The organism is Serratia sp. AS12, assembly GCF_000214195.1.
GTDB classification, from domain to species: domain Bacteria; phylum Pseudomonadota; class Gammaproteobacteria; order Enterobacterales; family Enterobacteriaceae; genus Serratia; species Serratia plymuthica.
The window spans coordinates 2168512-2195428 of record NC_015566.1 but is presented as its reverse complement, the minus strand read 5'-3'; the positions used below and the strand labels follow the sequence as shown (position 1 = coordinate 2195428).

Below are 26917 nucleotides of genomic sequence, written 5' to 3'. Positions count from 1 at the left end.
TAATAGGAATTATCGCGTTTTTGCCAAAAATCCCTATTTTTGTTGCTCTGGTCTATCAGCAGCAAAATAAAAAACCGGAGGAATGTCCCCGATTTTCCATCATAAATTTTGGGCTCAGATTAACCAACCCAGCAATAACGTTGCGCCAATAACCGTCGAAGCACCGCCAATACGCGTGGCAATTTGCGCGAACGGCATCAGCCCCATACGGTTGGACGCAGAGAGGATCGCCACGTCACCGGTACCGCCCAACCCGCTGTGGCAGCAGGTGACGATCGCCGCTTCAATCGGGTACATTTTCAGGTAAGGCGCAATCAGGAAGCTCACCACGCCCATCGACAACACCACCGAACCGCAGACCACCACATAGCCCACCGAAAACACCGCCACCACACTTTCCAGCGGGACATACAGCATGCCCAGGCCAATCATCAGCGGCCACACCAGCGCGGTAGAAACGAACTTATAAAAACTGTGCGCGCCGGTTTCCATCGAGACCGGGATCACCCGGCAATATTTGCACAGGACGGCAAACAGAATCATCAGCACCGGGCCGGGAATGTGCACAATGTGTTCAAACAGACCGCCGACGATAAAGAATGCGCAGATCACCAGCAGCCCGCCGCCCATCAGTTGGAAATCGACATTGCCGTTGGTTTCCTTGATGGCGAACACCGCGTTTTCCTGCGCCGAGCGGATCAGCATGCCGTCCCCGCTCAGCGCTTTGCGCTGCAGGCCGATACGCGCCAGAACCCCAGCCGCGACGATAGCGAAGATGTTCCCCAGCACCGCCGCCGGCGCCAATTGCGCCACGTAAACGTCCGGCGTCGATCCCAAAATGGCGGAATACGCCAGCGACAGCGGCAAAATACCTTCACCTATGCCGCCACCGATGATTGGCACGATGATAAAGAAGAAGGTGTGATAGAAGGTAAAGCCAAACAGCTTGCCCACCAGCAACCCGGTGGCCACCGCCGTTACCGTCCCGACCACCAAAGGTACGAACATGCGGATCATGCCCTGGATCAGGATCACCCGGTTCATGCCGAGTATGCTGCCTACCACCAAACTGGCGATAACGAAGTACAGCAGGTTGGCTTCTTTCATCAGCAGATGGACGGTACCCATCACGTTAGGCTGGAAGACGTTAAAGTAAACCAGAACCGAAGGCACCATCAGGCACAAAATGGCCGGGCCGCCGATATCGCGCAACACGGGAATACTTTTGCCTAAATGCGCCAGTGCAAAACCCAGCGTCATAATCACCGCCAGGCCGCCGATCATATTTTTCGGCAAGAAGTTGGCGTAGGCCGACACGGTAACAATGGCGCAAATAGTGATAAACAACGCGACCGGAACCGCGCCGATATCCATTTGTCGAATTTGATTAATTAACCCTGATGAATCAGGTAGTGGCATATTTTTTTCACAGGCAACTTCTGCATTTATCTGTTTCATTATTCACCCTGCTGACAAGTGTTCGGTGCGGAACGGTTCGCCTAACCACAAGCGAAGAACGTTATTAAACAAAAACAAATGTTTATCATAAATTTTATTGCGTATTTTCGTTTTTTAATAATGGAAAAAACAGTGGACAGCTCAGACAATATGATAAAAAATAAAAATACAAAACTAAATTGCGTCGCGTTAATTCAATATTGTGAGCCCCAGTCAATGTTGGTTTTAATTAATTATCGTCAGCGTTTTGTAATTAAATTAATCAGGTTAAAATTCACTGCTATGCTATAGATGGAAGTAAAAATCCGTGCGTTTATTAATGAGAACCGGAGCAGTAATTAGCTGAATCCGGTCAGCTGTACCCGAGCCTCTTCTCTGCACGCGGCACCGTGCAGGAGTGAGGCACATAATATATGCCCTATGGCTTTCATTTTTGCCAACGACTCCACGGCTTGAAAGGCTACGGGCATAGAACCGATAAGGAAGTAGATATGTCTTCAATCGCTGTTACCCCACAAACACTGGCCCGCTACGGTATCCATCAGGCTACCGAGATCGTCTATAACCCAAGTTACGAACAACTGTTTACCGAGGAAACCCGCGCCGACCTGCCGGCGCTGGAACGCGGTACGCTGACCCAGTTGGGCGCGGTCAACGTCGATACCGGTGAATTCACCGGCCGTTCCCCGAAAGACAAATACATCGTTCGTGACGACACCACTCGCGATACCGTCTGGTGGTCCGATAACGGCACCGGCAAAAACGACAACCAACCGCTGTCGCCGGAAGTCTGGCAGCACCTGAAAACCCTGGTGGGCAATCAGCTCTCCGGCAAACGCCTGTTTGTGGTGGATGCGTTCTGCGGAGCCAATGCCGATACCCGCCTGAAGGTGCGCTTCATTACCGAAGTGGCCTGGCAGGCGCACTTCGTCAAGAACATGTTTATCCGCCCGAGCGACGCCGAACTGGTCGGTTTCGAACCGGACTTCGTGGTGATGAACGGCGCCAAATGCACCAACCCGGACTGGCAACAGCAGGGGCTGCATTCCGAGAACTTCGTCGCCTTCAACCTGACCGAGCGTATCCAACTGATCGGCGGCACCTGGTACGGCGGCGAAATGAAAAAGGGTCTGTTCTCCATCATGAACTACCTGCTGCCGCTGCAGGGCATCGCCTCCATGCACTGCTCGGCCAACGTCGGCGAACAAGGCGACGTGGCGATATTCTTTGGCCTGTCCGGCACCGGCAAAACCACCCTCTCCACCGATCCCAAGCGCCAGTTGATCGGTGACGACGAACACGGCTGGGATGACGACGGCGTGTTCAACTTTGAAGGCGGCTGTTATGCGAAGACCATCAAGCTCTCGCAGCAGGCAGAGCCGGAAATTTATCAGGCCATTCGTCGCGATGCGCTGCTGGAAAACGTGCAGGTGCTGGCAGACGGCAGCATTGACTTCGATGACGCCGGCAAGACCGAAAATACCCGCGTGTCCTACCCGATCGACCACATCGAAAACATCGTCAAGCCGGTGTCCAAGGCCGGCCACGCCAAGAAGATCATCTTCCTGACGGCGGATGCTTTCGGGGTGTTGCCGCCGGTTTCGCGCCTGACGCCGGAACAAACCCAGTATCACTTCCTGTCCGGTTTTACCGCCAAGCTGGCCGGTACCGAACGTGGCATCACCGCGCCAACCCCCACCTTCTCCGCCTGTTTCGGCGCCGCGTTCCTGACGCTGCACCCGACACAGTACGCCGAAGTGCTGGTGAAACGCATGGAAGCGGCCGGTGCCCAGGCCTATCTGGTGAATACCGGCTGGAACGGCAGCGGCAAACGCATCTCCATCAAGGACACCCGCGGCATTATCGACGCGATCCTGAACGGTGAGATTGAGCACGCCGAGACCTTCACCCTGCCGATTTTCGGCCTGGCGGTCCCAACGGCGCTGCCGGGCGTCGATCCTTCGATCCTCGACCCGCGCAAAACCTACGCCGATGAATCGCTGTGGCAGGAAAAAGCACAGGATTTGGCACAGCGCTTTATCGATAACTTCGCTAAATACACTGTGACTCCGGCAGGCGAAAAGCTGGTGAACGCCGGGCCGAAACTGTAAACACTCCCTGTTTTATCCGGGCGCCTGAAGGCGCCCTTTTTATTTCCATGATTCCTCCTGAATGGGTGAAACCACGGGGTGTTGGATAATGCCCAATCCCGCGCCGATGACCGGCAGATAATAGACTGCGCTCATCTCGCTCCTCCTTACCGGGCCGACTCAAGCGGCACAAACGTCTCGGCAAAAATGTCGGGCCGGTAGCCTGCAGCTGCAAAAAGATGCTGACGGGACTCGTCGATCGCCGCACGGAGCCGCTCGCTGTCCACCCCCAGTACCTTGCCGGCGCGCTTGACCACGCGTCCGCCAATCATGACCGTATCGATATTGCTGCGTTCGGTCGCGTGCACCACGGTACCGAATGCGTTGCCTGACGGGTAAAGGTTTATGTCCTCGGTACGTATAAGGATCAGGTCGGCCTGTTTTCCTGGTGCCAGGCTGCCGATTTTGTCCTGCAATCCTGCACAGGCAGCGCCGTCTGCAGTGGCGGCTTTGAGCAGGTTCTGGGCCTGCAGGGTCACCGAATGATGTTCTGATCCGCAACACTGCCGCTGGTGCATGCCCTTGACGCGCTGAAGATAAAATGCCACCCGCATCTCCATAAACATGTCGCCGCTGTAGGACGTTTCGTTATCCACGCTCAACCCCGGGCTGATACCGTGACGCAGGGCTGACTGCATAGCGAACATCCCATCCTCGATGCCGTAGTGCGCATCTGAGCGCGGACACACGTTAACTCGCACGCCCGCCTCACGCAGAATTTGCCATCCGGCATCCGGCAGTGCGGTGCAGTGGTTAAAGATATTATCAGAGCCCAGCAGTCCTTTCCGGTGTAGCCCTTCCAGCTCTGCCGCCATTTCTCCCCCGAAAAACTCGGTGATAATCGGCAGGCCAAGTCGCCGGGCTTCAGCCCACAGTTCAGGCTCCAGCTGTGCCATCACGGCCAGCGAGATCAGGTTGTTGTCTCCTTTTTTGAAATACTTTTCCTGCAGGCGCGCCAGATTGCCGGGCCAGTGCGCCTTGTCCCATTCTCCGGACACGGGTGCGCCGGAGGCATGTACGGACCGGATACCGGCGTCAATAAGCGCCTCGACGGCTGCATCGGAGTGTGCGCCGGTGCGACTGTTGTGCGAATTATCAATCACGGTGGTGATGCCGGCATCGATGCAGCCCAGAGCAGTAAGCAAGTTGCCGATATACATGTCAGCCGGGCGATAGTATTTGGCAAAAGAGTAGTGCGTAGCGTTGCAGTAGTCTTCAAGCGTTGCGGCATTCGGATTAAGCCGGCGCAATTGCCCCTCCCATGAGTGACGATGCGTATCGACCATGCCGGGTATGGCAATCATGCCGGACGCGTCGATAACAACGGCGTCGCTGGCCTCAATGTGTTCATTTATGGCCGTGATAGTGCTGCCTTCGATAAGGATATCGCCGCTGATCAAATTGCCAATATCACCGTCCATGCTGAGAACAGTGGCTCCCCGGATAAGCGTCCGGGGGGCCGGCGAGTCAGGGGTCTGTACGATATTCCGGGTATAATCAGTCATCTTCGGTTCACCTTTCTTGAATGTTGTGAAGCAAAGGTACGGAAAGTGATACTTCCAAAAAAGAGGGCTAAACTGTTTTCATTATTCAGTAATTACGAACAATAATGTGCCCCCCGCTTGCTTTCGTTGCGGCTTAAGGAAAAAAATATGGACCGTATCCAGGCAATGCAGATTTTCGTCCGAGTGGCAGAGGCAGGGAGCTTTATTCTCGCGGCGGAAACGCTTTCTTTACCGGCCTCAACGGTGAGCAGCACGATTAAAAATCTTGAAAAATATCTGCAGGTGCGGCTGCTGAACAGAACAACGCGGCGGGTCAGTCTGACGACCGAGGGCGCACAGTATCTGGCGCAGTGTCGGGAAATACTCGAGCTGATTGAGCATACCGAGTCCAGCCTGACTGATTCCGTAAAACGGCCGCAGGGACGTTTGCGGGTTGATATGCCTGGAGGCATTGCACATTTTGTCGTCATGCCAAACCTGAAAGACTTTTACAGACGGTACCCGGATATCTACCTGATGATAGGCGTCAACGATCGGCAGGTCGATCTCGTTCAGGAGGGCGTAGATTGCGTCATTCGGACAGGAGTGCTCAATGACTCAACGCTCGTTGCTCGCCCACTCGGGCGGTTTCGCTGGGTGACGTGTGCTTCCCCGGCCTATCTCAGCGAGAACGGTATTCCACAGACCCCAGAAGACTTGTCTCACCACCGGGCCATCCATTATTTTTCAGGACACACCAGGCGAGCGGGTGAAATGTGCTTCCTCAGCGGCGCTGAAAAAATATCGGTACCGGTCAGCGGCATTGCAGCCGTCAATGAGACGGGACTCTACATAAAAATGTGTCTTGAAGGATTCGGGCTGGCACAACTTGCTGAGAGAGTGGTATCCGAGCATCTGCAGGAAGGCCGGTTGATCGAAGTTATGGCGGACTGTCAACCCGCATCCGTGCCGGTGACCTTACTCTATCCGCATCAACGTTTTCTCTCGCCAGCCGTGCAGGCATTTGCTGACTGGATAACCGGATTATTAAAGGTTGATCGGTCAACGCGAGTGGACCGATGACATTTATCGATTCTGTGAAGCCATGGCATCCCCTACTAACCCCGGCAGCACCAGCGTCAATGCCGCCGTAATGCGAGTGTCGATGTCGCTGCCCGGCGGCAACAGTCCAAGCGCCATCTGGCGCAAGGGTTCGGCCATCACCATCGCCAACAGTAAATCGCTGGTCTGCGCACAGTCCAACTCACGTAACCAGCCGTGCCGTTGTTGGCGCTGCAGCCAGTCCGCCACAATGGCCCGACCGCGTTCAATGCCGTTACGCTGATAGGCCGCCAACAGGGCTTCCCTCCCAGGAAACTCGCTCTGCAACAGGCGAAAGACCCCCACCGCCTGCACGCTCAACACGTGATGCGCAATGGCGCGCAAACCCTGCTCAAGCAGCGGCTGCACCTCTGCCGCCCGCTGCGCATCCTGTTCAAACGCCGGCCGAAAAGCGTCGGTCCAACTGGCTATCGCCTGCATCACCAGCGCATCGCGGTTCTCGGCAAAACGGTACAGGGTCTTCTTGGCCATACCGGCCCGTTTCGCCACCGCATCCACGGTGGTGGCGGCATACCCCTGCGTCAGCAACAGCGCCAGAGTGGCCTCAACCGCCACCGCGCGCAGCTCCGCCTCCGGGGCCGAAGGCCTTCCACGCGAGCGCGGTGCGGCATCCTTTTCATTTGCCATGATAGTTCCTCGAAATCGTTGACAGAGACAGCATACCGGCATAGCCTTAATTAGGAAACCAATATCGTTTCCTAATTTATAAGGATGACCGCTATGACACATCAATCGCTGATGCTCCCTTGGGGCGTTAATGATATCAACGCGTTGCTTAAACCGGAACCGCTGCTGCTGGAAATGGGGCTGACGCGCAGCACCGACGGTTTGCTGACCGTGGCGATCCGCACCGACCTGCCCGGCTGCAAGGGCCGCATGCTGGACTGGTGGTTTACCTTTTTTGAGACCACCCAGCACATTCGCTGGTGGCATCCGCACGATCACGTTGAGCACCGCGGCTGGGACGGGCACTGGAAAAAAGGCGAAAGCTACATTGGCGCCAGCATCAACGCGGTGGAATGGCTGGCGGAGTTGCCGCCGGTGCCGGCTCGCCTCAAGTTTCACGCCGCCGAAGATTTTTTTGCCGCGCAACCGCTGCAACAGGCGCGCGACACCCAGGCGCTATCTGCCGCCATTTGCGCCCACATCGGCTTCGGCGAGCAGGTAGCGCTGGATGACAACGGTGATCCCCGCGACGGTGAAATGCTGCATTTGGCGCGTGACACGCCCTACGGCTGCGTGCTGCGCAGCCGCTTCCTGTTGGGTAAATCCTGTGCGAACGCGCATGACGAGCTGCCGGACGAGATTGGCTTTAATCTGATGCGCCACTGCTATAACGAATTCAGCTATCTGGCGCAGTTCCTGCCGTCGTTGTACTACGCCGAAAATGGTCGTGAGGCGGCGCCGTTACCCTGGTGAACCCCCTTCACACTTCCCGTTGAAAATAATTGATTGTTTTGTCATATGAATTTAGAAGTGGATGACAACAATTCAAACACACGGGAACGGGAATGGACGCACAAACGACGGTTATCGACGCACGCCAGTCGCGCCAGGCATTGCTGGCCGGATCGGTCGGCAACTTTATCGAATGGTATGAATTTGGCGTTTACGGTTTTCTGGCCACCGTCATCGCCGCCAATTTTTTCACTCTGCAGGGTGAAAGTGAAATCACCAGTCTGATCCTCACCTACGCCGCCTTCGCGCTGGCATTTTTCTGCCGCCCGATTGGCGCGGTGATTTTCGGCCGCATCGGCGACAGGATCGGCCGCCGACCGACGCTGATTGCGGTATTGCTGCTGATGACCCTGGCAACCGCCCTGATCGGCGTGATGCCGACCTATGCCTCTATCGGCGTCACCGCCCCGCTGCTGCTGACCCTGTTGCGCATGTTTCAGGGGCTGTTCGCCGGCGGCGAGTTCGGTGGTGCGGTGTCGCTGATGACCGAGTTCGCGCCCAAGGGCAAGCGTGGGCTGTACGGTGCCTGGCAATCGCTGACCGTGGCGTTCGGGCTGTTGGCCGGTGCCGGGCTGGTAGCGCTGCTGGCCGCGCTGTTGACCCCGGAACAGTTACATGACTGGGGTTGGCGCATTCCCTTCCTGTTGGCGTTGCCGATGGGTGCGGTGGCGCTGTGGTTGCGGCTGAAACTGCAGGAAACGCCGACCTTTAAACAGGCGCAACAAGGCGGCGGTGAAACGGCGCAAGTGCCGGAAGCGAAGCTGGGCGGCATGCTGAAAATCATTCTGATCGGCATTGGCCGCATGATGGGCTGGTCCGCCGCCGGTTACACTTTCCTGGTGGTGATGCCGTCCTACCTGCAAACCTCACTGCACGCCACCTTCCAGCAGGCGCTGGTGGCCACGGTGCTGGCCAACGTCGGCTTCGCTCTGACCATTCTGCCCGCCGGCATTCTCAGCGATAAGCTGGGGCGCAAAGTGGTGATGCTGGTGGCGGTTATCGCGGTGATCCTGTTTACCTTCCCGCTGCTGCACTTGCTGCAAGACCCGCAAAGCTCGCTGCTGGCCAAAGGCATCGCAGTATTGATCGCCGGTGCGGTGGTCGGGATGCTGGCCGGCCCCGGCCCGGCGATGCTGGCAGAGATGTTCCCGACCAAAGTGCGCTACACCGGTCTGGGGCTGGCCTACTCGTTGTCCAACGCGGTATTTTCCGGTTCAGCGGGGTTAATCATCACCGGTTTGATCAAGCAGACCGGCAACCTCGATATCCCGGCTTACTACGTGGTCGCCACCTCGGTGGTCAGCCTGTTCGCACTGATGACCCTGCGGCGCGACGATCATCTGCGCTCGCTGAACGAGCGTTAATCCCGAAGGGGCGCATAGCGCCCCAAGTTCGAACCGCTGCGCAATTTTTGTGCGCCGTTCTAGTGCATCCCCCCAGCCACCGTTTCAACACCTCTCTCGCCCCGTCAGCAAAATGACTGATTATTTATAGTTATTAATAAGTTGAAAAATAATTCCCGCCACTATTCGCAGTTGGCCCTTAACTTGCTCCACCTTGTATATACATGGACGGACATTACCGACACGGACATCACTATTACTCACCAGTGCGAAAGACGAGGTTCCCCCATGAAGCAACCCATAAAAACGCTGCAAAAAGTGCTCGCCACCGCCTGCTGCCTCAGCATGCTTGCCGCCCCGGCATTCGCCGCCGAGACACCACTGACCAAGCCGGAGGCCGGCACCTTCAAAATGGGCATTGAACCCTGGTTGGGCTACGGCCAATGGCACGTAGCCAATAGCCTTGAGCTGTTCAAACAACAGGGGCTGGACAAGGTGGATATCATCAACTTCGCCGAAGATAAAGACATCAACGCCGCACTGGCCAGCGGCCAGATCGATGCCGCCAATATCGCCACCCACACCGCCATGGGCATGGTGTCCGCCGGTCTGCCGGTCAAAATCGTGCTGCTGCTTGATCAAAGCCAAACCGCCGACGCGCTGATTGTCGGCCCTGGCATCAAAACGCTGAGCGATCTGAAAGGCAAACAGGTGGCATATGAAGAAGGCACCACCAGCGACATCCTGCTGCACAGCGCCCTCGCCTCCGCCGGAATGAAATGGAGTGACATAGTGCCAGTGCCAATGCCTGCCGACGCCGCAGGCAGTGCGCTGATCGCCAAACGGGTCAGCGCCGCCGTCACCTACGAACCTTACCTGAGCATGGCGAAAAAACAGGATGCCGACGTAAAAATGCTGTACAGCGGCGAGTCCGATCCGGGCCTGATCAGCGACGTGCTGGTGGTACGCGACGAGGTGATCAAGTCCAGGCCGGGCCAGGTCGCCGCCATGATTAAAAGCTGGGATGCCGCGTTACGGCATTATCAGCACAACACCGCGGCGGACCGGGCAATCATCGCCAAACAGGTTGGCGCCAGCCCGGCCGATCTGGCCAGCGCGTTTGACGGCGTGAAGTACTACTCGCTGGCGGAAAACAAGCAAGTCCTGAGCGAGCACTTCGCCAAACACACCTTCGCCCATGTGCTGAAAGCGGCCACAGAAGCCAAGCTGGTGAGCAAACCGGTCACGCCGGAAAACCTCATCGACGCGCGATTCGTTAACGGTCTGTAAGCCGGATTAGCGCCGGCTGGCGGTTTTTATGACCGGCGCAATTCCCCATCAGAGGAAAGACCCGATGAGCTCTATAAAACTGGATGCGCCTAACGCGCGCACGCATCTGAACAACGCCCCACCGCCAGGGCGGCGCAGGCGCAAGCCGCTTGGGCTGATGGTGATCGGCAAAACGCCGTCGCGCGGGCTGTTCGTCACCATCGCCGTGGCCGTGTTCGCGCTGCTGCTGCTGAGCTGGTGGCTGGCGACCCGCAGCGGCGCGGTACCGGCGATTTTTATGCCCACGCTGGACGGCGTATGGCGCCGCATGGTCAGCCTGACGCAGGACGGCACGCTGTGGAGCGATATTCGCAGCAGCCTGTACCGCATCTCGGTGGCCTTCCTGATTTCGTCGGTGATGTCCATTGTCATCGGCGTATTGGCCGGCTGTTACGGTTTTTTCAAAGCGGTCACCGAACCGCTGGTGGATTTTGTCCGCTATATGCCGGTGGTGGCCTTTGTGCCGCTGACCATTTTGTGGACCGGCACCGATGACGTGCAGAAATTCCTGATCATCTGGATCGGCACCTTCTTTCAACAGGTACTGATGGTGATCGACACGGTAAAACGCGTGCCGGGGGATTTTGTCGGCCTGGGGCGCACGCTCGGCATGCCGGACCGCAATATCCTGTTCAAGATCGTGCTGCCCAGCGCGCTGCCGGGCATCTGGGATGCGTTGCGCATCAGCCTCGGTTGGGCCTGGACCTGGCTGGTGCTGGCGGAGCTGGTGGCCTCCACCTCAGGGCTGGGCTACCGCATCGTGGTATCGCAGCGCTTTTTCCAGACCGACACCATTATCGGCTATATCCTGCTGCTGGGGCTGCTTGGGCTGATCACCGATCAACTGATGCGCGCCGCCGAGCGCGTGTTGTTCCGCTACAACGCGAGGCGTAAATAATGGCGACCCTAACCCTCAATGGTCTGAACAAAAGCTTTCAGGTCGGTAAGCGATCGCGTCAGGTATTGCATGACATCGATCTGACGCTGCACGACAACGAGTTTGTCTCTGTGGTCGGCAGTTCCGGCTGCGGCAAAAGCACCCTGCTGTCGATCGCCGCCGGGCTGGAGGATTTCGACAGCGGCAGCGTGCGCGTTGACGGCGTGGACATTCGCGGGCCGGGTATCGATCGCGGCGTGGTGTTTCAGTCTTATACCCTGCTGCCCTGGCTGACCGCCCGCCAGAATATTGAATTCGCCCTGAAGGCGGCGGGCTATGGCCGCGGCGAATGCAGTGACATCGCCGGCGACCACCTGGCGCTGGTCAAGCTGACCGAATTCGCCGATGCCTATCCCAACGAACTGTCCGGCGGCATGAAACAGCGGGTGGCGATTGCCCGCGCGCTGTCCTACCGGCCGAAAATCCTGCTGATGGATGAACCTTTCGGCGCGCTCGACGCCATGACGCGCCACCAGATGCAGCTGTTGCTGACGCGCATCTGGGAAACCCATCGCCTGACGGTGATGTTTGTCACCCACGATATCGAAGAGGCGGTGTACCTGTCGGACCGCATCGTGGTGATGGGGCCGGGCAAAATCAATACCACCTTTCAGATCGATCTGCCGCGCCCGCGCAGCGAAGAAGTGAGCGGTGACGCGCGCTATATCGATCTGCAACGTCAGGTTCTGAAATCTATCCGGGAACAGGCTTCCCAACACGAATTAGCTTAGGAGCATCCCCATGTCGCACACAGTGACCTTTCACGATCTCAGCCACAGCCGGCAATTGCCGGAAGCCCTGTTCCAACGCACCGAAGCCGACTTGTCGTTCTTTATCGAACGGGTGCAGCCGATTATCGCGGCGGTCCGCAGTGAAGGCGATGCCGCGCTACAACGCTTCGCACGGGAATTCGATGGCGTGCAGGCCGAGCGGATGTCGATTCGCGTCGAACAGAGCGAGTTCGACGACGCCATGGCGCGGCTGGATCCCACCGTCACCGCCGCTATCGCCTATGCCGCCGGCAATATCCGCGCGTTTCACGAAGCGCAGAAACCGGAAGAAATGTGGTTGAAAGAGATGCAGCCCGGCGCTTTTGCCGGCGATCGCCACCTGCCGATCGATTCCGTAGCCTGCTATGTGCCGCGCGGCAAAGGTTCGTTCCCCAGCGTGCTGCTGATGACGGCGATCCCGGCGCTGGTGGCCGGCGTACCCAGGCCGGTGGTGATTACCCCGCCCGGCCCGGATGGCAGAGTCGATGATGCCACGCTGGTGGCGGCGCAGTTGGTCGGCATCCGCGAAATTTACAAGTGCGGCGGCGCACAGGGGGTAGCGGCCGTGGCTTATGGCACTGAAACGGTGCCAAAGTGCCTGAAGATCGTCGGCCCCGGCAGCCCCTGGGTGGTGGCCGCCAAACGTCAGTTGGCGCAGTTGATCGATCCCGGCGTGCCGGCCGGCCCCAGCGAAAGCATTATTTTGGCCGATGACAGCGCCAACGGTGCGCTGGCGGCGTTGGACTTGATCATTGAATCGGAACATGGCCCGGACTCCTCCGCCTGGCTGGTGACCTCCAGCCGCCGGGTAGCCGAACAGGCGATCGCCGCGCTGCCGGGTTACTGGGCGCAACTGGACGAGAAACGCGCCGGCTTCTCGCAAAGCGTGCTGTGCGGTGCCCACGGCGGTGTGGTGCTGACGCAGGACTTCGCCGCCGCAGTTGCGTTTGTTAACGGCTACGCACCGGAACACCTGGAGATCCTGGCGGAAGAGCCGCTGGCGGTGATGGGCCAAATTCGCAACGCCGGTGAAATCCTGCTGGGCAATTACACCCCGGTGACGTTAGGCAACTTTGTGCTCGGCCCCAATGCGGTGCTGCCGACCAATGCCGCCGCCAAAGTGGCCGGGCCGCTGTCGGTATTCGACTACATGAAGCGTATTTCGGTGGGTTATGTCACCCGCAGCGGTTACGACGCGTTGGCGGAAAAGGCGCACGGGTTTGCCCTGTATGAAGGCTTCCCCGCACACGCGCTGGCGGTGTCACCGCTGCGTAAAACCCTGCTCGATCGTCAGTCCTGAACAGGCAGTGAGGTTACGATGACCGATAATCCTATTCCCCGCACCGCCCGAAGCGAACCCTTGGCGGCGCAGGCCAGAGCGCTGACCCACGCCGGCGAATGGCAGCAGGCGGCAGACAAACTGCGCCAACTGGTGCTGGAGATCACCGGGGTGGCGGTGGGCGAGTTGACCATCAACCGCGATCAGTACAGCCTGAACTCGCTGAACGGCCAGTTGCAATTGGCCGACGGCCGCGGCCTGTTCTTTAAATATCACCACGAGGAAGGTGAAGACCACACCATCGAGGAGTATTACAACGCCGAGCTGTTGCGCAATAACGGTTTCCGCGTCGACGTGCCTCTGTATGCCAGCGGTGAACCGGGGCGGCAGATCCTGCTGTATCGGTTGCGCCACGACCGGCGGCTGGCCGACGTGTGCCGCGAGATCGAACTGCAACAGAGCTGGCCGCAGATGGCCCCGGTGGTCGATGCCCAGCACCGTGCCGATGCGGAGATCCTGCGGATGACGCTGCCGACGCTGAAAATCGGCCAGCCTGCGGCGGTGGCGCGCGAGCCGATCCACCAGCTGTTTCATCACCGGTTGGTCAGCCCCGGTGCCACACCGGGATTGGGCGGCCGGGTGGCGCAGTTCTACGTAGGCAAAACCTTCCAACTGGCGCAGCAAGCGTTGAGCTGGGCGCAATTGCAAGACCTCCAGTGGGAAATCAACGGCGTGCGCTATCGCCATACGCTGGGTGAACTGCTGTTGCAGGCCGGTGAACTGTTGGCTCCGGCCGAACTGGCGCAGCACGGCGTGGTGATCGCCCACGGCGATGCGCACAACGCCAACGTATGGTACGAAACCGATCGCCCGCCGCCGCAGTTGGTCAGCTTCGATCCGGCCTTCGCCGGGCGCAATATCCCGGCGCTGCTGGCGGAGATCAAAGCGACTTTCCACAATATTTTCGCTCACCCGTTCTGGTTGTACGAACCGCAGCGCTGCGCGACGCATTACCGGGTGGCTGCCCGGCTGGAGGGGCAACGGCTGATCGTCGAGCATGACTGGCAATTGACGCCATTGCGCGCCGCCTTCCTGCAAGACAAAGGCGCGCTGTACTGGCGGCCATTGCTCAGCGAACTGACGGCGCGCGGCTGGCTGCCGCATAACTGGCGGCGGCTGATGCGGCTGGCGCTGTTCTGCTGCCCGACGCTGGTGCTCGATCTGCGCGCCGGTGGCGGCAGCGACCATACGCCGGAAAGCTCGGCGCTGGGTTTCGCCATCGCCATGATGCTGGGCAGCGAACCCGTCGACGGTAAGGACGTTGCCAGCCGCTGGTTCACCGCCATAGATCCGCAGTTCGGCGGTAAAGTATGAAAGCCGCACGTTTTAGGGCACAGACGTGTTGAAACCCTGGTGGTTCCCTGAGGAGAATTTATGCAAAACACCCATTTGCCGCCGGGCCTGGCCCCCTTTTCATTGCTCGGCAAGCGTGCACTGATCACCGGCGCTACGCGAGGGATTGGTCAGGCGCTGGCGATCGGGCTGGCGCAGGCCGGTGCGCAGGTGATCGTCGCCGGGCGACAACGCGCCGCGCTGCAAGAGGTGGTACAACAGCTGAATAATTGGGGAGAACACCCGGAAATGCTGCTGTTGGATGTCCAGGATCCGGCGTCGATTGAAACCGCCTTTGCCACGCTGGCGGGCAAACCGCTGGATATCCTGATCAACAACGCCGGTATCGAACGCTTGTGCCCGTCGCTGGAGGTGGATGAAACGCTGTGGGACAGCATCGTCGGCACCAACCTTAAAGGCGCTTTCTTCTGCGCGCAGGCGGCGGCGCGCCTGATGGTCAAACAGGGCAGCGGCAGCATCATCAACCTGTGCTCATTGACCAGCGAAGTCGGCGTGCCGGGGGCTACCGCCTACGGCGCGTCAAAATCCGGGCTGGCCGGCATGACGCGTGCGCTGGCCAGCGAATGGGCTACCTACGGGATCCGGGTCAACGGCATCGGGCCAGGCTATTTTCAGACCGCGATGACCGAGGTGTTTTACCAGGACAACGGTTGGCGCGAGTCCATGCAGGATAAAATTCCGCTAGGCCGTTTTGGCAAGCTGAGCGACCTTACCGGTGCGGCCATTTTCCTCGCCGGCCCGGCGGCGGCCTACATCACCGGCCAGATCCTGTATGTCGACGGCGGCTATCTGGCCAGCATCTGAATAAACGCAGGCGTGGGCGATATCCCGCCCACTCTCCAGCGCCTTGCATCCATCCAGTGATGACGATCACAACGCAAATATGTTAACGTTAACTTTTGTGATTAACATCGCAATCCCTGACGTTGGTGGCTTTATTTGGCGAAAGGTTAACGTTAACAATAAGACTGACATCATCCATCAGGGCATCTCACATGAACCGCGAAACAAAAAAATATTATGTACTTCTAAGCGGCCTGTTGTTTTTCTTCTTCTTTACCTGGTCGGCCAGCTTCTCACTGATCTCCATCTGGCTAAACCAGAAAATCGGCCTGAAAGGCACCGAAACCGGCCTGATCTTCTCGGCCATGTCGATCATGGCGCTGTGCGTGCAGCCGCTGTACGGGTTTATTCAGGACAAACTCGGGCTGCGTAAGCATCTGCTGCTGTTTGTCGGCGTGCTGCTGTTGCTCACCGGGCCGTTCTTTATCTATGTTTACGCCCCGCTGCTGCAAACCAATCTGGTGGCCGGCGCACTGGTTGGCGGCCTGTTCGTCAGCCTGGCGTTCAACGCCGGCATTGGCGCGCTGGAATCCTATACCGAGCGCGTCAGCCGCATCGTCGGTTTCGAGTTCGGCCGGGCGCGTATGTGGGGCTCGCTGGGCTGGGCCAGCGCCACCTTCTTTGCCGGCTTTATCTATAACATCAACCCGAACATCAATTTCTGGATTGCCTCGGCCTCGGCGGCGGTATTCCTGCTGTTGCTGTGGCAGGTGCGAGAGCTGAAACCCAATGCCATGGCCGGGCTGGAATACGGCAAACCGGAAAACCTGAAGTTGCAGGACGCCCTGGCGTTGCTGCGCCTGCCGGGGTTCTGGGCGTTGGTGGTGTTCGTGCTCGGCACCAGCATCTACGGCGTCTTCGACCAGCAGTTCCCGGTGTATTTCGCTTCGCAGTTCGCGACCCACGAGGAAGGCAACCGCATGTACGGTTTCCTTAACTCGCTGCAAGTGTTTCTGGAAGCCGGCGGCATGTTTTTGGCGCCGCTGCTGGTCAACCGCATCGGTATCAAACAAAGCCTGCTGCTGGCCAGCAGCGTGATGGCGTTTCGCATGTTCGGCTCCGGCTTCGCCAACGGCGCGCTGATGATTTCCGCCATGAAACTGCTGCATGCCGTGGAGCTGCCGATTCTGCTGGTAGCCATGTTCAAATACATCACCACCCGCTTTGACAGCCGCCTGTCCTCCACGCTGTACCTGGTGGGCTTCCAGTTTATCAGCCAGATCGTCGCCGGCATTCTGGCGCCGCTGGCCGGTCTCGGCTACGACCGCATCGGTTTTGCCGACACCTATTTGCTGATGGGCTGCGCCGTCGCCGGTACCACGCTGGTTTCCTGCTTCCTGCTGCGCGGCGAGACTCCCGCCCGCGCACCTCAATTTCAATCCACGATAAAATCAAGTGAGCCAATCCAATGAACAATGCCTTAGCTCAAGCCGACCATGCGGTCGAAACCCTGCGCGCACAGCGTCAGGACGATTACTACCCGCAATTTCATCTGGCGCCTGCCGCCGGCTGGATCAACGATCCCAATGGGCTGGTGTACATTAACGGCGTTTATCATGCGTTCTATCAACACCACCCCTACGACGAAAACTGGGGACCGATGCACTGGGGCCACGCCATCAGCCGGGATCTGGCGCACTGGCAGCACCAGCCGATAGCCCTGGCGCCCGGCGACGACTACGACAAAGACGGCTGTTTCTCCGGCTGCGCAGTGGACGATAACGGCGTGCTGACGCTGATCTACACCGGCCACGTCTGGCTGGACAAAGTGGGCGATGACGATCAGGTACGTGAGGTACAGTGCCTGGCCACCAGCGAGGACGGCGTACATTTCGTCAAGCACGGGCCGGTGTTGGCGCCGCCGGAAGGCATTCAGCATTTCCGCGATCCCAAGGTCTGGCGCGAGAGTGACGGCTGGTGGATGGTGGTCGGCGCCAAACAAAACGGCCTCGGGCAGGCACGGCTTTATCGTTCAAAAGATCTGCGTGACTGGCAGTTTGACCGCGTGCTGGACGGCGCGCAGACGCTGCATCAGGGCTATATGTGGGAGTGCCCGGATTTCTTCCCTCTCGGCGAAAAACAGGTGCTGCTGTTCTCGCCGCAGGGGCTGGCGGCGCAGGGCTACCGCCACCGTAACCGCTTCCAGAGCGGCTATTTGCTCGGTCACTGGCAGCCGGGCGCTGATTTCAACGTCACTCAACCTTTCTGCGAACTGGACGCCGGGCATGATTTCTATGCGCCGCAAACCTTTACCGCCGCCGACGGTCGCCGCCTGCTGTTCGCCTGGATGGACATGTGGGAATCGCCGATGCCGAGCAAGGCGCACGGTTGGGCCGGCGCGCTTACCCTGCCCCGCGAACTGACGCTGAATGCCGAAGGCGATGTGCTGATGAACCCGGCGCGGGAGTTGGCGGCGCTGCGCGGCATACCGCAGACGTTTGCCGCAGCGCAACTGCGCAACCAACGCCAGCTTCTGGCGGAGAACGTGCAAGAGCTGACGCTGTCGCTGGATCTGGCCGCCAGCGATGCCGAACGCTACGGTATCGCCATTGGCAACGCCGCGCGGCTGTACGTGGACAACCAGGCCCACAGGCTGGTGTTGGAGCGTTTCAGCGAGGAACCGGGTCTGTGCGGTTGCCGCAGCGTGCCGCTGCCGGCGGGCGACACGCTGTCGCTGAGCGTGTTTATAGACCGTTCATCGCTGGAAGTGTTCGTCAATCAGGGCGTTGCCTGCCTGACCAGCCGCATCTACCCGACCGATGGCCTGCGCAGCGTGAGCCTGTTTGCCGAAAGCGGCCAGGCGCAGTTTGGCGCGCTACAGGGGTGGGAACTGAAAAGCATCTGGGCCTGATAGCCCTCGGCGCCTGACTGGCGGGGCACGTTTGTCGTGCCCTGTTTGATCACATCGACTCGCGCAGCAACAGCGGGCAAGCAACCTTCACCGTCTCGCAGTGATCCAACTGGTTAATCAGATGCAGCGCCGCCTGACGACCCAGTTCGTAATGCGGCAGTTGCACCGTGGTCAAGGGCGGCAGGAACAGTTGACCGATGCCGACCATGTTGTCATAGCCCAACACCCCCACCTGCTGCGGGATCTGCCAGCCCTGCGCCAACAGCACCTGATACACCATAAACGCCACCCGATCGTTGCCGCACACCACCACATCGCAATCGCGCCGCCCCGGTGCGAAATGCCGTTCCAGCAAGGCCACGCAATCGCGGTAGCGCTCATCGCCGTCGCTCAAATCAAGGTGATATTGCTTGAGTTGGTCTACGTCACCGCCCGCGTCACGCCAGGCGCGCTCCAGCCCGCGACGGCGCAGCCCGGCTGCCAGCGTATTTTCCGGCAGATGAATGCAAAGCGGCGCACGGTAGCCTTTGGCGATCAACGCGCGTATGGCGTCGTACTGGCCCTGTTCGTCATCCGGAATGTAGCTGGCAACACTATTTCCCTGGCTGACGCAGTTGGCCAGCACCAGCTTTTTATCCAGTAACTTGGGCGGCACGGTGACCTGTCGCAGCCCCATGGTGGTGAAAATCACCCCATCCGGCCGGTGCGCCAGCAGCAAGTCTATGGTGTGTTCGGCGCTGTCGTCGGCGAACAGGTTGACGACAAAGCTGTTCCAGCCGTGTTCGCGCGCAGTCTTTTCGATCGACAGGATCATTTCCACCGAGAACGGCGTGGTGGCGGTGCCCAGCGCCAGCACGCCGAGCGTCTGCACCCGGTTGCTGTCGCCGCGAATGCGCCGCGCCGAGAGATCGGGCACGTAATCCAGTTGGTCAATCGCCAGCTTGACGCGCTGGTAGGTGTCTGGCCGCAGTTTGCCTGGCTCGTTGATGGCGCGGGAAACTGTCATCAGCGACACCCCGGCAAGTTTTGCAACGTCTTTCAGCGAGGCCATGCGCCCTTCTCTGTGTAGGATAGAAAACCAAATAATCCCACAACTTAACGCCGGACTCTACCCCTTGCACACTCAGCTTGCCAGATCATGTGCCCGCTACATCGCTTGCGCCAACTGGATGCGATGACCGGCTGCGGCATTTTGGCCTTTCCTGCGCAGCAACCGCCGTGCACCACGCGCGCCGGGAAAGCGATTTTCGCTAAAGCCACCTCGGGTGGCCTTATCCTCGGTCATTCACCGGCCGCAGCAAGTGCGGCCCCAACTCCTGCACGCTGCAACAACCCAGTTGCGCCAACGTGCGGTCGATTTCTTCGCTGAAAATCCGCAGCGCCTGGGTCGCGCCTGCCTGCCCGGCCAGCGCCACGCCATACAACAACGGGCGGCCGAGCAACACGGCATTGGCCCCCAGCGCCAGCGCTTTCACCACGTCGGTGCCGCGCCGAAAGCCGCTGTCGATCAGGATCGTCGCCGTCGGCCCACAGGCAGCACGCACCGCCGGCAACAGGCTGATGGGGGCAACGCTGCCGTCGAGCTGGCGACCGCCGTGGTTGGACAGCACGATGCCATCCGCCCCGGCATCGAGCGCCTGACGGGCATCCTGAGGGTGCAGAATGCCCTTCACCAGCAGCTTGCCCGGCCAGCATTGCCGTACCCAATCCAGCGTTTGCCAGTTCAGCGCGGCGTCCATCTCGCGGGCGAAATAAGCGGCCCCGCTCAGGCCCCGCTGCCGGTCCGCCGGCAAATAGGGTTGCAGATTGCCGAAACCGGGCATGCCCGCCGGGCGCAAGGTATGCCACAACCAACGAGGGTGCAGCGCCACGTCGCACAGGCTGGCGAGGGAGAGTTTCATTGGCCGCCGGTAACTGCGCCGATCGCGCTCGCGGTTGCCGAAATGCACCGCATCCACCGACAGCACCAGGGTGTTGCAGCCCGCGGCCAGAGCGCGTTGCAACAGCCCGGCGGTCACCTGCCGATCGCGCAGCACATACAGCTGGAACCAGTGCTGCCCCTGGCCGTCGGCGGCAATCTCTTCCAACGAGGCGGTCGAGACCGTGCTCTGAATATAGGGAATACCGAACGCCCGGGCACTGCGCGCCAGCATCAGATCCGCCTGATAGCGCAGCATGCCGTTGTAGCCGGTGGGCGCAATCAGCAGCGGCGCCGCCAGTTCCTGCTGCCAAAGCCGAATGTTGAGCGTGCGGCGGCTGGCGTCACGCAGTACCGGCGGCACAAACTGCCATTGGCCGAACGCCACCCGGTTACCGCGCAGCGTGTGTTCGTCTTCCGCGCCGCCCGCCAGGTAACGGTAAGCGAAACGCGGCAGATAACACCGTGCCGCACGCTGTAAATCCGCCACGTTGAGTATCGCCCCGCTCATCAGCGCGCCGCCTCCGCCAGCACCTGTCGCAACGCATGGAGGAAACGCCGGTTATCTGCCGCGCTACCGATCGAAACCCGGATGAAACGCTGATAACCGGCTTCGCGCCAGGGTTTGACGATGATGCCGTGCGCCAGTAACGCTTCGGCGATCTGCACACTCGGGTAGCCGCAATCAAAGAACAGGAAGTTGGCGCTGGAGGGCGCCACCTGCAACCCCAGCGCACGCAACGCCGCCGCCATCGCCGCACGCGCTTCACTGACCCAGGCGACGCTGTCGGCCACATGTTGCCGATCGCGCAATGCCGCCAACGCCGCATTTTGCGCCGCCAGGTTAATGTTGAACGGCGTACGCACCCGGTCCAGCAGCGCCACCAACTCGGCATCGCAGGCCAGGCCGTAACCAACGCGCAGCCCGGCCAGCCCATAAGCTTTGGAGCAGGTGCGCAGCACAATCCACGGGCGGTCCTGTAACGGCAACAGCGCCAGGCTGTCCGGGTAATCCGCCTGGTTGGCGCAGTATTCGTAATACGCCTCGTCGATCACCAGTAGGCAGTCTTGCGGCACTGCGGCGATCAATTGCAAAAAGTCATCACGCCCGAGCATACAGCCGACCGGGTTAGACGGGTTGCTGAATACCACCATCTTGGCCGGCCGTTGCAATGCCAGCCGCCAGGCGGCCAGATCGAACTCCAGCGCCTGATTGACCGCCACCAGCGTCACCTCCGCCCCCATCATTCGCGGGTAGATTTCATGCAACCCAAACGACGGCAGCAGGGTCACCACCCGATCGCCCGGATTAATAAACGCCAGACACAGCATTTCCAGAATGTTTTCAGACCCGTTGCCAATCACCACCTGCTGCGGCGCAATGCCGGTCAGCGCGGCGATTTCCGCCCGCAGCGCCTGGCTGTTTGGGTCTGGGTAAATGCCGCTATGCTGAGCCAAATCGCTCAGCGCCTGTTGCACCAAAGGGCTGGGGCCAAGCGGGTTTTCGTTGCTCGCCAGACGGGCAATTTCAGTGACGCCGTAACGATTGCGCACCGCCTCGCTGGATAATCCGGCGTTATAGGCGCCCAGCGAACTCGCCTGTTGGCGCGCCAGGCGGCGCACCGCCTGTGCTGCGGAAGAAATGGCTTGCATCCTCACCTCGCGGGTTGAGTATCGGTAAAGTCAAAAAGCGCATGACCCCCTTCCAGGTCGGCAGGAAGGTCTATGGCCTGGCGGAAGCTCAGTGCAGGCTTTGCAGCGTTTCGCTGCGGATCTCTTCGGTGATCTGCGCCTTGATGGCCATAAACTCCGGCGACGTTTTCAGGGTGTAATCGCGCGGATGCGGGAAGTTGACCGGCACTTCGGTTTTGATCCGCCCCGGCCGCGCGCTGAAAATCGCCACCTTGTTGGCCATGAAAATCGCCTCATCGATGTCGTGCGTGACAAACAGCACCGTCTTGCGCGACGCCTCCCAGATATTCAGCAACAGCTCTTGCATCATCACCCGCGTCTGGTTATCCAGCGCGCCGAAAGGTTCGTCCATCAGCAGGATTTTCGGATCGTTGGCCAGCGCGCGGGCGATGGCGGTACGCTGCTGCATGCCGCCGGAAAGCTGGCGCGGGAAATGCCGTTCAAAACCGCGCAACCCGACCTTGTTGATGAAATAGTCGCTGCGCTCTTTCTGCTGTGCCGCGCCTATACCGCGCTCCTGCAGGCCAAAACGGATGTTCTGCTCCACCGTGAGCCACGGGAACAGCGTATAGCTCTGGAATACCATGCCGCGATCGGCGCCCGGCCCCTCTACCCGCTGACCATCCAGCCACACTTCCCCCTGCGTCGGGCTGTCCAGCCCGGCAATGATGCGCAGCAGCGTCGATTTGCCGCAGCCGGAAGGCCCGAGAATGGTGATGAAATCATTCTCCTGCACCTGGTAATCGACCGGCAGCAGCGCCTGCGTCTGCTCGCCATGCGGCCCGGTAAAGATCCGCGATACCTTTCTGACGTTGAGCTTGTCGGCTTTCATCGCAGAGAACTCCAGATAAACAGGCGCTTGTTAGCCGCCTTGAACAGCAGATCGGACAGCAGACCGATACAGCCGATGACGATAATGCCGAAGATAATCTGCCCGGTGTTCAACAGCGCCTGGCTGTCGACAATCATGTGGCCGATGCCGCTGGAAGAGCCAATCAGTTCGGCGACAATCACGTAGGTCCAGGCCCAGCCGAGCACCAGACGCAGCAGTTCGGCAATCTCCGGGGCCGCGCCGGGGATCAGTACCCTTCGCACCACGCTGCGGTTGGAAGCGCCCAGGGTATAGGCCGCCTCCACCAGATCGCGCCGAGCGGCGCCGACGGTCACCGCCACCATCAGCACAATCTGGAAGAACGACCCGATAAAGATCACCAGGATTTTCTGCATTTCGCCGATGCCGGCCCACAGGATCAACAGCGGCACAAACGCCGATGCCGGCAAATAGCGGCAAAACGAGACGAAGGGTTCGAGAAACGCCTCCACCAGCTTGTACGAACCCATAATGATGCCGAGCGGCACCGCAATGGCCGCCGCCAGCAGGAAACCGCTCAGCACCCGGAATACCGTCATGCCGATATCCAGCGAGAAATCGTACTCGGTGAACAACAATACGCCTTCGCGCAGCATGGTGAACGGATCGGCCAGAAACGTCGGCGACACCAGGCCGGTGAAGGTCGCCAGCCCCCACAGCGCCACAAACAGCACGAAGAAAGCCAGGCCGAGAAAACCGCGCAGCCTGCCGGTGACCGGCCGCAGCGGCACCATCATCGGGTTATGCCAGTGCGGTTTGGCGGGCGGCAGCGCCGCAGGCTCCCGTTCCAGTTCAGCCACCGAACTGAGGGGTGAATTCATTTCGGACTCCTTCATGGCTGGTTTACGTAGCTGGCGTCATACAGCGTGCCGATGTCCGGCAGTTTGCGGATTACCCGCATTTCCAGCAGCAGCGCCGCGGCCTCTTTGCTGAAATCGGCGATTTCGCCATTGAAGAACTTGCGGTTCTGCTCGCGATCCTGCCAACGCAGGTAGCCGGCTGACTGGGCAAACTGCTTGCCGCTGGACTTCACCGCCGCGCCCATGATTTCGTAAGATTTATCCGGTTGCGCCTTGATCATCTCCAGCGCGTCGAAATAACTCTCCACCAGCGCTTTCGCCGCCTGCGGGTTTTTCTTCAACCAGTCCGGCGTGCAGCCCAGCGTATCCATCACCATCGGGTAATCCAGCGTGGTGGCCAGGATTTTGCCCTGCTTGGGGTTGTCGCGGACCGTCGACAGGTAAGGCTCGTAGGTCATCGCCGCGTCGTTCTGCCCGGCATTGAAAGCCTGCGCCGCCGCCTGCGGTGACAAGGTGGCCAGCTTGACGTCTTTCAGCGTCATGTGGTTTTTGTCGAGGATCCACGCCAGCGCAAAATAGGAAGCGGTGCCGGGCGCATCGACGCCCACCGTCTTGCCCTTCAACTGCGCCACGCTGTCGATACCGTTGCGCACCGCCAGCCCGTCGGCCCCGTAGGATTTGTCCAACTGCACGATTTGCGTGATCGGCACGCCGTTGGCGTTCCAGGCGACGTAGGTTTCCACCGTGGTGGCGGCGCACTGCACCGCACCGGAAGCGATCGCCAGATGGCGGTCTTTTTGCGGGATCATTTTCAGATCGACATCCAGGCCATGCTTTTTGAAAATCCCGGCCTTGTCCGCCAGCGTTAACGGGGCGAAGCCGGTCCAGCCGGAGATGCCAATCGCCACCGGCGTATCGGCCGCCTGCGCCGCCGTTGCCGTCAAACCGCAAAATCCTGTCGCTGCTGCCAGGATCGAAAGTGTTCCCATTGCCGTTTTCACGGAAAAACCCTTGCTCATGCTGTGCTCCTGTCTTGCCGATAAAACGCCCCACCGCGGGCGCCAGAAAGGCTCTGTATAGTCTTGTCTATACAAGCGAAGTGACAGGAGCAAAGACTGTGCCAAATGCGCAAGCAGCGCGGGAGGCGGAGAAACGGGTTTCAGGAAGACGATGCCGGGTGCGGGTGAATCATGATGGCGCAAGCGGCGCACCTAATTGGAGCAAGGGCGCCGCCTGCCGGATGAGCGGATTAAACCGGGTGAATATCGGCCCACAGGGCCAGGCTCTCTTTCGCCAGCGGCGTCAACTGCCCGTCGTGACGTTCGGCCGACCACCAGCCGCCCTGACGCGCCGACAGCGTGACGCCGCCCACCAATGACCAGGTTCCATGCAACACATACAGCACACCGGCGTGGCCTGCCGGCAATGCCACGCCGGCGGTAATGCGCTGCACATTGGCCGCCCAGCGCCCGCGTCGGGTCATGATGTTGAAATCCTGGCTGGCGCCGCCCAGCAGCGTGGCGTTCAACGCCACGTCGCCGGAAAAGGCGAACGGCTCGCCAATCTGCGACAGTCGGTGATCGATGTGCCCGGCGCTGAACAAATGCACGCCGTCGCCCTCCAGCAGGGTAATCGAGCGGTCGATGCCGTCAAATGCCGAAAATGGGCCGTCCTGCGCGATGGTGGCGATGCTGGCGCGCCAGTCAAAGTCTTGCGCCCCCGCCGGCCAGCAGACGATCTCACGGGTTTCGCCGCCGCCGTTGCGCCAGGGCGTCACCGGCAGGGAATCAAAATCAAAACGGGTCAGGCTCATCACGCCTCCTGCTGGAAAGTTTTCAGTACTTGCAGGAATTCCGCACTGCTTTGCTGTTGCAACGCGTGACGCCCCTGTTCGATCACCTGACGGCCACCGACGAAAACGTCACGGATTTGCTCTTTGCCACCGGCGAACAGCCAGCGGTTGAGGATCGAGGCATCGGATGCTGCGGCCAGATAAGGATCGTCGCCATCCAGTACCAGCCAATCGGCGCGGTAGCCGCTCTGCAAACGGCCGATTGGCGCGCCGCAGGCCTGCGCACCGCCCTGCAATGCCTGCTGGTACAACACGTCCGCCACCGCCGGTTGTTGTGGCGTGGTCAAGCGGTTACGGCGCTGATCGCGCAGTCGCTGGCCGTATTCGAACCAGCGCAGTTCTTCCACTACGTTGAGCGACACGTGGCTGTCGGAACCTATGCCCCAACGCCCCTGACGGTGCAGATAGGCGTCACCGGGGAAAATGCCATCGCCCAGGTTGGCCTCGGTGGTCAGGCACAGGCCGGCCACCGCCTGGCTGCGCGCCAATTGCTCCAGCTCTGCGCGATCGAGATGGGTGGCGTGCACCAGGCACCAACGCGAGTCCACCGGCATGTGCTCATAGAGCCAGGCCACAGGGCGTTGACCGCTCCAGGCCAGGCAATCATTGACCTCTTTTTGCTGTTCGGCGATATGAATATGCACCGGCAAGGCGCTGTCCGACACCGCCAGGATTTGCTGCATCTGGCTCAGTTCCACCGCACGCAAGGAATGGAAGCACAGACCTTGATTTTGCAGCGGTTGGTCCGCCACCTGGCGGGCAATCACCTGCTGCTGTCGCAGGTAGCTGTCCGCATCCTGAATAAAACGTTTCTGCCCCGGCTGGGCGGGCTGAGCGCCAAAACCGGCGTAGCTGTACAGCACCGGCAGCAAGGTCATGCCGATCCCGGCCTGCTGCGCCGCCTGGCTGAGCCGACCGGTCATTTCGCCGCGATCGGCGTAAGGATTGCCGTCGGCGCCATGATGCAGATAGTGGAACTCGGCAACCTGGGTATATCCCCCCTTCAGCATTTCGATATACAGTTGTCGGGCGATAACTTCCACCTGCTCCGGGGTCAGTCGCTGTACCAGGCGATACATCAGATCGCGCCAGGTCCAGAAACTGTCCTGCGGGTTGCCCGCGACCTCTGCCAGCCCGGCCATCGCACGCTGAAAGGCGTGGGAATGCAGGTTCGGCATGCCCGGCACCACATCGCCGTGCAAGCGAATGCAACCTTCGGGATCTGAATCGGCAATCACCTGAGCCAGGTGACCGTGCGCATCGACGTCCAGACGGACGTTATGCGCCCACCCCTCAGGGAGCAGAGCGCGTGAGGCAAAATAAGCAGGCATGGCAGTATTCCACTGT

At 59.9% G+C, this 26917-nt stretch carries 23 protein-coding genes; 12 read left to right on the top strand and 11 right to left on the bottom strand.

Translation table 11 applies throughout. The annotated features are described in order from the left end of the window. Positions 1–114: 114 nt before the first annotated feature. Positions 115–1419: a 2-hydroxycarboxylate transporter family protein gene (locus SERAS12_RS10260; RefSeq protein WP_371105546.1), complete on the bottom strand. Its 1305-nt coding sequence runs from the start codon at positions 1417–1419 to the stop codon at positions 115–117. A 530-nt stretch (positions 1420–1949) separates the two neighbouring features. Here SERAS12_RS10260 and pckA point away from each other — a divergent pair. Then, complete coding sequence (gene pckA, locus SERAS12_RS10255; protein ID WP_041416061.1) at positions 1950–3569, top strand: phosphoenolpyruvate carboxykinase (ATP); 1620 nt, start codon at positions 1950–1952, stop codon at positions 3567–3569. A 146-nt stretch (positions 3570–3715) separates the two neighbouring features. Here pckA and SERAS12_RS10250 read toward each other — a convergent pair whose 3' ends face one another. Next, the gene (locus tag SERAS12_RS10250; protein WP_013812593.1) at positions 3716–5113 is read right to left on the bottom strand and encodes an amidohydrolase family protein; all 1398 of its coding nucleotides are present in this window, start codon (positions 5111–5113) and stop codon (positions 3716–3718) included. A gap of 147 nt (positions 5114–5260) precedes the next feature. Here SERAS12_RS10250 and SERAS12_RS10245 point away from each other — a divergent pair, with 147 nt between their 5' ends. Beyond that, positions 5261–6175 carry a LysR family transcriptional regulator gene (locus tag SERAS12_RS10245; RefSeq protein WP_013812592.1) on the top strand — a complete coding sequence of 305 codons (915 nt, stop codon included), beginning with the start codon at positions 5261–5263 and terminating at the stop codon, positions 6173–6175. Between the two features lie 3 nt (positions 6176–6178). Here the strand turns inward: SERAS12_RS10245 and SERAS12_RS10240 are convergent, their stop codons facing one another. Beyond that, on the bottom strand, positions 6179–6841 hold the full coding sequence (locus tag SERAS12_RS10240) for a TetR/AcrR family transcriptional regulator (RefSeq protein ID WP_013812591.1): 663 nt from the start codon (positions 6839–6841) through the stop codon (positions 6179–6181). A gap of 93 nt (positions 6842–6934) precedes the next feature. Here SERAS12_RS10240 and SERAS12_RS10235 point away from each other — a divergent pair, with 93 nt between their 5' ends. From SERAS12_RS10235 to SERAS12_RS10190, 10 genes are all read left to right on the top strand, one after another. Continuing rightward, a complete protein-coding gene (locus tag SERAS12_RS10235) occupies positions 6935–7633 on the top strand; it encodes a DAPG hydrolase family protein (protein WP_013812590.1) in 699 nt (232 codons plus the stop codon). A gap of 92 nt (positions 7634–7725) precedes the next feature. Continuing rightward, a complete protein-coding gene (locus SERAS12_RS10230; RefSeq protein WP_013812589.1) occupies positions 7726–9036 on the top strand; it encodes an MFS transporter in 1311 nt (436 codons plus the stop codon). Between the two features lie 267 nt (positions 9037–9303). Beyond that, positions 9304–10305, top strand: coding sequence for an ABC transporter substrate-binding protein (locus SERAS12_RS10225; RefSeq protein ID WP_006324869.1), 1002 nt, complete (start codon positions 9304–9306; stop codon positions 10303–10305). Positions 10306–10369: 64 nt separating this feature from the next. Beyond that, a complete protein-coding gene (locus SERAS12_RS10220) occupies positions 10370–11242 on the top strand; it encodes an ABC transporter permease (RefSeq protein WP_013812588.1) in 873 nt (290 codons plus the stop codon). Further along, positions 11242–12012 (top strand): ABC transporter ATP-binding protein, encoded by a 771-nt coding sequence (locus SERAS12_RS10215; RefSeq protein WP_013812587.1) that lies wholly within the window; start codon positions 11242–11244, stop codon positions 12010–12012. Before SERAS12_RS10220 ends, SERAS12_RS10215 begins: the two co-directional genes overlap by 1 nt. Positions 12013–12022: 10 nt before the next feature. Continuing rightward, complete coding sequence (gene hisD, locus SERAS12_RS10210; protein WP_013812586.1) at positions 12023–13351, top strand: histidinol dehydrogenase; 1329 nt, start codon at positions 12023–12025, stop codon at positions 13349–13351. Between the two features lie 18 nt (positions 13352–13369). Then, positions 13370–14704 (top strand): hypothetical protein, encoded by a 1335-nt coding sequence (locus tag SERAS12_RS10205; RefSeq protein WP_013812585.1) that lies wholly within the window; start codon positions 13370–13372, stop codon positions 14702–14704. A 60-nt stretch (positions 14705–14764) separates the two neighbouring features. Then, complete coding sequence (locus tag SERAS12_RS10200; RefSeq protein ID WP_013812584.1) at positions 14765–15547, top strand: SDR family NAD(P)-dependent oxidoreductase; 783 nt, start codon at positions 14765–14767, stop codon at positions 15545–15547. A 191-nt stretch (positions 15548–15738) separates the two neighbouring features. Next, positions 15739–16998, top strand: coding sequence for an MFS transporter (locus SERAS12_RS10195; RefSeq protein WP_013812583.1), 1260 nt, complete (start codon positions 15739–15741; stop codon positions 16996–16998). Then, the gene (locus SERAS12_RS10190; protein ID WP_013812582.1) at positions 16995–18437 is read left to right on the top strand and encodes a glycoside hydrolase family 32 protein; all 1443 of its coding nucleotides are present in this window, start codon (positions 16995–16997) and stop codon (positions 18435–18437) included. The genes SERAS12_RS10195 and SERAS12_RS10190 overlap by 4 nt, the downstream gene beginning before the upstream one ends. Before the next feature lie 49 nt (positions 18438–18486). Here SERAS12_RS10190 and SERAS12_RS10185 read toward each other — a convergent pair whose 3' ends face one another. The 8 genes from SERAS12_RS10185 to SERAS12_RS10150 form a co-directional block, all read right to left on the bottom strand. Next, the gene (locus SERAS12_RS10185) at positions 18487–19488 is read right to left on the bottom strand and encodes a LacI family DNA-binding transcriptional regulator (protein WP_013812581.1); all 1002 of its coding nucleotides are present in this window, start codon (positions 19486–19488) and stop codon (positions 18487–18489) included. A gap of 220 nt (positions 19489–19708) precedes the next feature. Beyond that, a complete protein-coding gene (locus tag SERAS12_RS10180) occupies positions 19709–20866 on the bottom strand; it encodes an alpha-hydroxy acid oxidase (RefSeq protein WP_013812580.1) in 1158 nt (385 codons plus the stop codon). After that, positions 20866–22008 carry a histidinol-phosphate transaminase gene (hisC, locus tag SERAS12_RS10175; protein ID WP_013812579.1) on the bottom strand — a complete coding sequence of 381 codons (1143 nt, stop codon included), beginning with the start codon at positions 22006–22008 and terminating at the stop codon, positions 20866–20868. Before hisC ends, SERAS12_RS10180 begins: the two co-directional genes overlap by 1 nt. An 88-nt stretch (positions 22009–22096) precedes the next feature. Next, positions 22097–22879 (bottom strand): ABC transporter ATP-binding protein, encoded by a 783-nt coding sequence (locus SERAS12_RS10170; RefSeq protein WP_013812578.1) that lies wholly within the window; start codon positions 22877–22879, stop codon positions 22097–22099. Then, the gene (locus SERAS12_RS10165) at positions 22876–23739 is read right to left on the bottom strand and encodes an ABC transporter permease (protein WP_013812577.1); all 864 of its coding nucleotides are present in this window, start codon (positions 23737–23739) and stop codon (positions 22876–22878) included. Before SERAS12_RS10165 ends, SERAS12_RS10170 begins: the two co-directional genes overlap by 4 nt. Before the next feature lie 11 nt (positions 23740–23750). Further along, positions 23751–24737, bottom strand: a complete 987-nt coding sequence (locus tag SERAS12_RS10160) for an ABC transporter substrate-binding protein (RefSeq protein ID WP_013812576.1) — start codon at positions 24735–24737, stop codon at positions 23751–23753. Between the two features lie 230 nt (positions 24738–24967). After that, complete coding sequence (locus tag SERAS12_RS10155) at positions 24968–25531, bottom strand: HutD family protein (RefSeq protein WP_013812575.1); 564 nt, start codon at positions 25529–25531, stop codon at positions 24968–24970. Beyond that, a complete protein-coding gene (locus SERAS12_RS10150; RefSeq protein WP_013812574.1) occupies positions 25531–26901 on the bottom strand; it encodes a formimidoylglutamate deiminase in 1371 nt (456 codons plus the stop codon). Before SERAS12_RS10150 ends, SERAS12_RS10155 begins: the two co-directional genes overlap by 1 nt. Positions 26902–26917 lie beyond the last annotated feature (16 nt).

Coding starts and splice junctions, on each gene's coding strand:
- hisD (WP_013812586.1), top strand. CDS start 12,023: ATGTCGCACACAGTGACCTTTCACGATCTCAGCCACAGCCGGCAATTG.
- SERAS12_RS10260 (WP_371105546.1), bottom strand. CDS start 1,419: ATGCCACTACCTGATTCATCAGGGTTAATTAATCAAATTCGACAAATG.
- SERAS12_RS10235 (WP_013812590.1), top strand. CDS start 6,935: ATGACACATCAATCGCTGATGCTCCCTTGGGGCGTTAATGATATCAAC.
- SERAS12_RS10170 (WP_013812578.1), bottom strand. CDS start 22,879: ATGAAAGCCGACAAGCTCAACGTCAGAAAGGTATCGCGGATCTTTACC.
- SERAS12_RS10180 (WP_013812580.1), bottom strand. CDS start 20,866: ATGAGCGGGGCGATACTCAACGTGGCGGATTTACAGCGTGCGGCACGG.
- SERAS12_RS10195 (WP_013812583.1), top strand. CDS start 15,739: ATGAACCGCGAAACAAAAAAATATTATGTACTTCTAAGCGGCCTGTTG.
- SERAS12_RS10220 (WP_013812588.1), top strand. CDS start 10,370: ATGAGCTCTATAAAACTGGATGCGCCTAACGCGCGCACGCATCTGAAC.
- pckA (WP_041416061.1), top strand. CDS start 1,950: ATGTCTTCAATCGCTGTTACCCCACAAACACTGGCCCGCTACGGTATC.
- SERAS12_RS10160 (WP_013812576.1), bottom strand. CDS start 24,737: ATGAGCAAGGGTTTTTCCGTGAAAACGGCAATGGGAACACTTTCGATC.
- SERAS12_RS10205 (WP_013812585.1), top strand. CDS start 13,370: ATGACCGATAATCCTATTCCCCGCACCGCCCGAAGCGAACCCTTGGCG.
- SERAS12_RS10190 (WP_013812582.1), top strand. CDS start 16,995: ATGAACAATGCCTTAGCTCAAGCCGACCATGCGGTCGAAACCCTGCGC.
- SERAS12_RS10185 (WP_013812581.1), bottom strand. CDS start 19,488: ATGGCCTCGCTGAAAGACGTTGCAAAACTTGCCGGGGTGTCGCTGATG.
- SERAS12_RS10155 (WP_013812575.1), bottom strand. CDS start 25,531: ATGAGCCTGACCCGTTTTGATTTTGATTCCCTGCCGGTGACGCCCTGG.
- hisC (WP_013812579.1), bottom strand. CDS start 22,008: ATGCAAGCCATTTCTTCCGCAGCACAGGCGGTGCGCCGCCTGGCGCGC.
- SERAS12_RS10230 (WP_013812589.1), top strand. CDS start 7,726: ATGGACGCACAAACGACGGTTATCGACGCACGCCAGTCGCGCCAGGCA.
- SERAS12_RS10215 (WP_013812587.1), top strand. CDS start 11,242: ATGGCGACCCTAACCCTCAATGGTCTGAACAAAAGCTTTCAGGTCGGT.
- SERAS12_RS10245 (WP_013812592.1), top strand. CDS start 5,261: ATGGACCGTATCCAGGCAATGCAGATTTTCGTCCGAGTGGCAGAGGCA.
- SERAS12_RS10250 (WP_013812593.1), bottom strand. CDS start 5,113: ATGACTGATTATACCCGGAATATCGTACAGACCCCTGACTCGCCGGCC.
- SERAS12_RS10225 (WP_006324869.1), top strand. CDS start 9,304: ATGAAGCAACCCATAAAAACGCTGCAAAAAGTGCTCGCCACCGCCTGC.
- SERAS12_RS10200 (WP_013812584.1), top strand. CDS start 14,765: ATGCAAAACACCCATTTGCCGCCGGGCCTGGCCCCCTTTTCATTGCTC.
- SERAS12_RS10165 (WP_013812577.1), bottom strand. CDS start 23,739: ATGAATTCACCCCTCAGTTCGGTGGCTGAACTGGAACGGGAGCCTGCG.
- SERAS12_RS10240 (WP_013812591.1), bottom strand. CDS start 6,841: ATGGCAAATGAAAAGGATGCCGCACCGCGCTCGCGTGGAAGGCCTTCG.
- SERAS12_RS10150 (WP_013812574.1), bottom strand. CDS start 26,901: ATGCCTGCTTATTTTGCCTCACGCGCTCTGCTCCCTGAGGGGTGGGCG.